The organism is Aestuariivirga sp., from assembly GCF_046093005.1.
Classification (GTDB): Bacteria; Pseudomonadota; Alphaproteobacteria; order Rhizobiales; family Aestuariivirgaceae; genus Aestuariivirga.
The window spans coordinates 1-7157 of sequence record NZ_JBJTER010000012.1 but is presented as its reverse complement, the minus strand read 5'-3'; the positions used below and the strand labels follow the sequence as shown (position 1 = coordinate 7157).

Below are 7157 nucleotides of genomic sequence, written 5' to 3'. Positions count from 1 at the left end.
GCGCGATTTTGATTTCGGCGGTTTCTCCGGCTCCGCCGAGGGCGACCAGGACCTTGGCTACATCCACGGCAAGCTGCGCGCCGCCTATCTCTTTGACATGGGCCATTGGTATGCGAAGCCGATCGTCGATCTTGACGCCACATGGATCTCCTATGGCGATGTCAGCGAGGACGGCGGCGAAGGCGCCGGGCTTGATGTGTCCTCACAGGAAGACACCGTGCTGTCGGCCACCCCGATGCTGGAGATCGGCGGCCAGTGGGAGATGGCGAATGGCGCGCTGGTGAGGCCCTATGCCCAGGCGGGTGTGGCCTTCTACGGCGATACCAGCCTGCAGATCGACTCGCAGTTCCTGGACGCGCCGGGCGGCACGCCGGGCTTCATGACCGAGACGGAAATGGACAATGTGCTGGCCGATATCTCGGTGGGGCTTGACGTGCTGGCGGTGGAGAACCTGAATGTCCGGCTCTCCTATGACGGCATGTTCGGTGAGAACACCCAGAGCAACGCCGGGACGCTGCGGCTGGAGTGGCGGCTGTAATCTTTTCCGTCCCCCGGTTGCGGGGCGCCAATTCCTCTTCCCGCTCATCAAGCCCCGGGCTTTGACCCGGGGGTTTTCTTTGGCGGCAACGAAGATGCCACGGTCGAGCCGTGGCATGACGAGATGAGAGAAGGATGCGCGGCGGAGGAGGGGAGTTTGCGGCGGTTCTCAGCCGGTCCATTTTTCGCGCAGGGTGACCAGTTCCTCCGCCGCCGTGGGGTGCACGGCAAGCGTCGCATCGAAATCGGATTTCCTGGCGCCCATGCGCACGGCGATCCCCAGGAGCTGCGCCATTTCGCCGGCGTCGGGCCCGCAGATGTGGCAGCCCAGTACGCGGTCCGTCTCGCCGTCGACCACGAGTTTCATGAGCATGCGCTCATCGCGGCCGGAGAGCGTGTGCTTCATCGGGCGGAAGCTGGTCTTGTAGATGTCGACCTTGCTGAAGCCCTGGCGCGCCGCCTCCTCGGTCATGCCCACCGTGCCGATCTCGGGCTGCGAGAACACCGCCGTGGGCACCAGCGAATGATCGACCATCACGTCCTTGCCGCCGAACACGGTATCGGCGAAGGCGTGCCCCTCGCGGATGGCGACGGGCGTCAGGTTCACGCGGTTGGTGACATCGCCCACGGCGTAGATCGACGGCACGCTGGAGCGCGAATAGCCATCGACCTTCACCGCCATGTGCGGGTTGAGCGCCACGCCTGCGTCCTGCAGCCCGAGCCCCGTCACATTGGGAATGCGGCCGGTGGCGAACATGACCTGGCCGGCGCCGAACTGCGCGCCGTCATCGAGCGTCACCCGTACGCCATCGCCCGACCGCGCGATGCCGGTGACTTCCGACCGGGCGCGGATCTCGATGCCCTTCTTCTTCATTTCGGCGGTGAGGTGATTGCGGAGGTCGCCGTCGAAGCCGCGCAGGATCTGCTCGCCGCGGCAGACCAGCACCGTCTCGACGCCAAGGCCTGAGAAGATGCCGGCGAATTCAACCGCGATATAGCCGCCGCCGGCGATCACGATGCGGGCGGGCAGACGCTCGAGGTTGAAGGCTTCGTTCGAGGTGATAGCCAGCTCATGGCCGGGCAGATGACGCGGCAGGAACGGCGTTGCCCCGGTGGCCACCAGGATGTAGCGGGCGGTGACCTGACGGCCAGAGGCCAGCGCCACGCTATGGGGGCCGGCGACGGTGGCGCGTTCGAGGATCAGCTCCGCGCCCGCCGCCTCGAGATTGCGGACATAGGCCTTGTTGAGACGCTCGATCTCGCGGTCCTTGTTGGCGACCAGCGTGGCCCAGTCGAAGGCGACTTTCTCCGAGGTCCAGCCGAAACCCACGGCGTCCTCGAAGGCTTCGGCGAAATGCGAGGCATAGACGAAGAGTTTCTTCGGCACGCAGCCGCGGATCACGCAGGTGCCGCCCACGCGGTATTCCTCCGCCACCGCAACCTTCGCGCCGTGGCGCGCCGCGATACGCGCGGCGCGGACCCCGCCGGAGCCCGCGCCGATGACGAAGAGATCATAGTCGAAGCCGCTCATCCCTTGCGGAAGGTTTTGACGCCGTCGTCGGTGCCCATCAGGATGATGCCGCAGAGATCGACGAACAGGCCGTTGTCGACGACGCCCGGAACGACGTTGAGCAGCGTATCGAGGCGGGCGGGCTCCGGAATGGCGCCGATCGCGGCGTCGATGATCGCATTGCCGCTGTCGGTGACGAAGGGCTTGCCGTTGACGAGGCGCATGACCAGCTTGCCCGAGAGGCCGCAGATGCGCAGCGCACGCTCGATCTTCCAGGCGGTGGCGCTGACGCCGAAGGGCACCACCTCGATGGCGAGCGGAAACTTGCCCAGCGTTTCGACCTTCTTCGACTGATCGGCGATGACGATCATGTAGCGCGAGGATGACGCCACGATCTTCTCGATCAGCAGCGCGCCGCCGCCGCCCTTGATGAGCTGGAAATTGCCGTCGAACTCATCGGCGCCGTCAACCGTGATGTCGAGGCGTGGCTGCTTGTCCAGCGTCGTCATCCTGAGGCCAAGGCTGCTCGCCAGCTTGAAGGTGGCGCGCGAGGATGCCACGCATTCGACGTCGAGCCCGTCCCTGGCGCGCTCGGCGAGCGCCCGCACGAAATGCGCCGCGGTGGAGCCGGTGCCCAGCCCCACTTTCATGCCCGGTTTCACATAGTCGAGGGCGGCCAGCGCCGCGGCCTTCTTCTGATCATCCGCCGTCACGTGTTGAGCCCACCCATCAGCATGTATTTCATTTCCAGATACTCCTCGACGCCATGGTGCGAGCCTTCCCGCCCGAGGCCCGATTCCTTGACGCCTCCGAACGGCGCCTCGGCCGTGGAGATGATGCCTTCATTGATGCCGACCATGCCATATTCGAGGCCCTCGGCCACCCGCCAGACGCGGCCGATGTCGCGGGCATAGAAATAGCAGGCGAGCCCGAATTCGGTGTCATTGGCCATGGCGATCGCGTCCTCCTCGGTCCTGAAGCGGAACAGGGGGGCGAGTGGCCCGAAGGTTTCCTCGCGCGCCACGGCCATGCCGGGCGTCACGTCGCGGAGCAGCGTCGGCTCGAAGAAATTGCCGCCCAGCGGCTTGCCGCCGGCCACCAGCTTCGCGCCCTTGCCGAGCGCGTCGGCGATGTGTTCCTGCACCTTGGCCACGGCGGCGCGGTTGATCATCGGCCCGGTGGTGACGCCGGCTTCGGTGCCGTCGCCCACTTTCAGCTTCTTCACCGCCGCGGCGAGCTTGTCGGCGAAGGCGTCATAAACGCCGTCCTGCACCAGGATGCGGTTGGCGCAGACGCAGGTCTGGCCGGCGTTGCGGTACTTGGACAGCATGGCGCCCTGCACCGCGGCATCGAGGTCGGCGTCGTCGAACACGATGAAGGGCGCGTTGCCGCCGAGCTCGAGGCCCACCTTCTTGATGGTGGGGGCGCATTGCGCCATCAGCAGGCGGCCGACTTCGGTCGAGCCCGTGAAGGTGAGCGCGCGGACGATGGGGTTCGAGGTCATCTCGGCGCCGATCTCGCGCGAGACACCGGTGATCACCGAGAACAGGCCCGCGGGAAGGCCGGCGCGCTCGGCGAGTTCGGCCAGCGCCAGCGCCGAGAGCGGCGTCTCATTGGCGGGCTTGCAGACGAAGGCGCAGCCGGCGGCCAGCGCCGGGCCGGCCTTGCGGGTGATCATGGCGTTGGGGAAGTTCCAGGGCGTGATGGCGGCGACCACGCCCACCGGCTGCTTGATCACCACCATGCGGGCCTGGGGCCAGGGCGAGGGGATGGTCTCGCCATAGATGCGGCGGGCCTCCTCGGCGAAGAACTCGATGAAGGAGGCGCCATAGCCCACCTCGCCGCGCGATTCGGCCAGCGGTTTGCCCTGTTCGGCGGTCATGATCTGAGCGAGGTCTTCCTGGTTCTCCATCATCAGGGTGAACCATTTGCGTAACACCGCGGCGCGTTCCTTGGCGGTCTTGCGGGCCCAGTCCTTCTGGGCGCGCTGCGCGGCCTCGATGGCCAGGCGGGTTTCGGCGGCGCCGAGCTTCGGCACGCTGCCGATCACGCTGTCATCAACCGGGTTGGTGACGTCGATCGAAGCCGTGCCGGATATCCAGTTGCCGCCGACATAGCATTTGTCCTTGAGCAGCGTGGCGTCCTTCAGTATGCCGCGCAGCGCCTGGGTCTTCCGGATATCCATGATCAGATCTCCTGTGGTTCGGGTGGCGGCCTCTTAGCACGGGGCCGCGGCTTCCACCAACCCGCCAGATTTGAGGAGTGTGCTTTGCCAGACCGCGCCGTGATTTTCGACCTTGACGGCACCCTCGTCGACACCGCGCCAGACCTGATGCGGGCGACGAACCATGTGCTGGAAGGGCTGGGCCGCCGCCCGATCGGCATGGACGAGGTGCGCTCTTTCGTGGGCCACGGGGCGCGCTCGCTGCTGACCCGCGGCCTCGCCGCCACCGGCGGGCTTCCCGAAAACTATGACGTCGAGCCCGATTATGAGCGCTTCGTGGCATTCTATTCGCGGAATATCGCCGGCGGCAGCGTGCCGTTTCCGGGGCTGGTGAGCCTGCTCGAACGGCTGCAGCGCGAAGGCTTCGCGCTGGCGGTGTGCACCAACAAGCTCGAGGGCCTGTCGAACCAGCTTCTCGCGGCGTTGGACCTGGCGCGGTTCTTCGGGGCGGTGGTGGGCCCCGATACGCTGGGCATCGCCAAGCCCGATCCGCGGCCGTTCCACGAGGCGGTGGCGAGGCTGGGGCTTGCCGCCCCCCGCGCGCTCATGGTGGGCGACAGCGAGACCGATATCCTCACCGCGCGCAACGCCGGGGTGCCGGTGATCGCGGTGCCGTTCGGCTACACGCCGCGGCCGGTGGCGGAATTCGGGCCGGACCGGCTGATCTCCCATTTCGACGAGGCCTATGCGGCGATCGAGGACCTGCTTCCCGCCAATCCTTGACTTCGCCGCCCCCTTCCGCCTATACGCCCGTCACCCTTGAATAAGGGCGATTAGCTCAGTTGGTAGAGCACTGTGTTCACATCGCAGGGGTCACTGGTTCGAGTCCAGTATCGCCCACCATTGTTTGGCAATGTGATCAGAAGCTTAGCCAAGCGGGGAACTAGCGGAAGTCCTGTCGAACCGACGTTGTCACACTGGTGTCACAACGAGGTAGATGCGTGGCGAAATTCCGGTTCCGCAGCAACCGCTGGCAGGTCCAGATCCGCCGCAAGGATCAACCTGCGCTGACCAAGTTCTTCCTGATGAAGAGGGACGCCGAAGCATGGGCGAGACAGCTCGAGGCTGCCCAAGAACGAATGGAGCACGACGGGGGGTGACGAGCCCCAGCGAGGTTCAACGTCTTTCCCAGTTCCGCATCAGTGTTTGGATGGTTGCGGCGCAATGCTCAGAACCAAGGCCGGCGCCGTACAAAACTGCATGTTCGATTTTTGTTTCAAGTCTACCCGCATGATTTTTTACGGGGGAATTGACATTTCATACTATTTCTGCAAGAAAAAGAACGCCGGCGAGCTGATTCCTCCCCGGCGTCCATTGTTGAAGCACCAATCATAGGAGATCTTATGCTTCAGAACTTGAAGTCTACCTCACAGGAGCCGTCCATGGAAGCCGGAACATTGCGGTCCGTCCGCTCGCGCCAGACTTACCCCGCCATGTCCGGCAAGCACGGTCCGCGGCTGGCTACCTATGCCACCCAGATCAATCCGCTGGATGTGATCACTGTTCTTGGCCACGACCCTCGCTCTGACAAGCGGCGCTTCCTCACCGACCAGAAGATCGTTGAGCTCTACGACTACATGCAGCGCAAGACGACGGGTCAGCGCAAGGACGCGATCAAGCATTACATCGAAGACCGGCTGTTCCCGCAGTCGGACCTCATCGGTGGGTTTCCCGCCATCTCCATCGCAGTTCAGTATCCCATCACCTCCGAGGAGATCAGTTCCGCTTTTCCGGGCGTCGTGAACATGTCCATTGATACCGGCGTCCACAACAAGCGTGTCGCTCTCGATGGCCTGGGACGGCTGAGTGGCGCGTTGGCATGGGTGGACGTCGCCCTCAGCGGTGAGCTGACAGACGCCGAATCGGCAGAACTGCAGAGCGCTTTGGAGGATATTGCCATTCCTTGCGTGTTTTATAGTCCGCGCCCTGGACAGCACCCTCTCACTGCCGAAGAAATGGGGCAGCTGTTCCATGACTTCAACTTCAAGGTGACGCCTGTTTCGGCCAAAGACGCGATTGCACTCGACCAGAGTGACCCCTACATCCGCGCGACCTATAACGTGGCAAAGAACTCGCAGTTCATTGCCAAGTTCGGCATGGACACTCGCGCGGCGTCTCTTGGCTCGAAGTCGAAGGCTATCGTCGTTCAGCCTGTGCTCTTGCGCTTCATCCGTGCCGCCCTCGAAGGACAGAAGTACGTAGAGGCAGCTCGCAACACGGAGATCAGCAATCCGCATCTCACGGCAAAGTCCGCCCCTCAGGTCTTGGGCGCTCTCACCGATTTTGTGGACAACTTCGCTGAAGCCATGGGGCATCGCTGGTACGACCGCAACAGCATCCACCTCAGCTCAGGCGGGTGGCAGGCATTGGGGATCATCTATCATGACGTTACCTTCCGCCTGAAGAACATCGATCGCGCTGCCTTTGCGCGGACGTTGGCGACCAAGATCGACTGGAGGCGCGACGCGGAGATCTGGAATGGCCTGACCACCGTGAAGAAGGACAAGAAGGGCAATGAAGCGACCGTTCTCTTGGGGGCCGGAGCAAGCCTCCGCCGCGAGATCGTGAAGCGGATCCGGGATGCGACGGGACTGACGACGATGCTGGCCGAGCTGCAGGACGGCGAAGAGTAAATCGTTCGGATACATGATGCTTGAGGGGGTGGCGAAGGCTGCCCCCTTTCTCATTCATCATGGGAAGACCTGTTTAGCCGTGCGCCAGCCCATCGCTTAGGTCGCGCTCACGTTAGAGCGGAATCCCATCAGTCTGCATCATATCCTGCTGCGGCGAAGTAGTTTCGGCATTCCTGAGGCTTGAAGACTGGCAGCATGTCACCAATGGCGGTCCAGAGGCCTTCGACGGTGCGCTGTGCCGCCTTGCGCAATA

Annotated in this window: 7 protein-coding genes, 1 tRNA gene and 1 pseudogene; 5 read left to right on the top strand and 4 right to left on the bottom strand. The window is 64.0% G+C overall.

Going from position 1 to position 7157, the window contains the following annotated elements:
* The coding region (locus ACKOED_RS00630) for an autotransporter domain-containing protein (RefSeq protein ID WP_408914638.1) at positions 1 to 538 on the top strand (538 nt) is incomplete at its 5' end.
* 168 nt (positions 539 to 706) lie between these two features.
* Here ACKOED_RS00630 and gor read toward each other — a convergent pair.
* Genes gor through ACKOED_RS00615 form a run of 3 tightly spaced genes read right to left on the bottom strand, consistent with a single transcriptional unit; the run spans position 707 to position 4232 of the window.
* Complete coding sequence (gene gor / locus ACKOED_RS00625; protein WP_408914637.1) at positions 707 to 2068, bottom strand: glutathione-disulfide reductase; 1362 nt, start codon at positions 2066 to 2068, stop codon at positions 707 to 709.
* Positions 2065 to 2760: a ribose-5-phosphate isomerase RpiA gene (gene rpiA, locus ACKOED_RS00620; RefSeq protein WP_408914636.1), complete on the bottom strand. Its 696-nt coding sequence runs from the start codon at positions 2758 to 2760 to the stop codon at positions 2065 to 2067. Before rpiA ends, gor begins: the two co-directional genes overlap by 4 nt.
* Positions 2757 to 4232, bottom strand: a complete 1476-nt coding sequence (locus tag ACKOED_RS00615; RefSeq protein ID WP_408914635.1) for an NAD-dependent succinate-semialdehyde dehydrogenase — start codon at positions 4230 to 4232, stop codon at positions 2757 to 2759. The genes rpiA and ACKOED_RS00615 overlap by 4 nt, the downstream gene beginning before the upstream one ends.
* Before the next feature lie 84 nt (positions 4233 to 4316).
* Here ACKOED_RS00615 and gph point away from each other — a divergent pair, with 84 nt between their 5' ends.
* From gph to ACKOED_RS00595, 4 genes are all read left to right on the top strand, one after another.
* Positions 4317 to 4994, top strand: coding sequence for a phosphoglycolate phosphatase (gph, locus tag ACKOED_RS00610; protein WP_408914634.1), 678 nt, complete (start codon positions 4317 to 4319; stop codon positions 4992 to 4994).
* Between the two features lie 44 nt (positions 4995 to 5038).
* Positions 5039 to 5114: transfer RNA gene (locus ACKOED_RS00605), tRNA-Val, on the top strand.
* 98 nt (positions 5115 to 5212) lie between these two features.
* Positions 5213 to 5371: a hypothetical protein gene (locus ACKOED_RS00600; protein ID WP_408914633.1), complete on the top strand. Its 159-nt coding sequence runs from the start codon at positions 5213 to 5215 to the stop codon at positions 5369 to 5371.
* Positions 5372 to 5653: 282 nt separating this feature from the next.
* Positions 5654 to 6904, top strand: coding sequence for a DNA sulfur modification protein DndB (locus tag ACKOED_RS00595; RefSeq protein ID WP_408914632.1), 1251 nt, complete (start codon positions 5654 to 5656; stop codon positions 6902 to 6904).
* A gap of 128 nt (positions 6905 to 7032) precedes the next feature.
* Here the strand turns inward: ACKOED_RS00595 and ACKOED_RS00590 are convergent.
* A pseudogene (locus ACKOED_RS00590) lies at positions 7033 to 7157 on the bottom strand (IS630 family transposase); the annotation flags it as partial.

What these genes read in the sequence shown, in the direction of transcription:
- ACKOED_RS00615 (WP_408914635.1), bottom strand. Translation starts at nt 4,232, where the DNA reads ATGGATATCCGGAAGACCCAGGCGCTGCGCGGCATACTGAAGGACGCC.
- gor (WP_408914637.1), bottom strand. Translation starts at nt 2,068, where the DNA reads ATGAGCGGCTTCGACTATGATCTCTTCGTCATCGGCGCGGGCTCCGGC.
- ACKOED_RS00595 (WP_408914632.1), top strand. Translation starts at nt 5,654, where the DNA reads ATGGAAGCCGGAACATTGCGGTCCGTCCGCTCGCGCCAGACTTACCCC.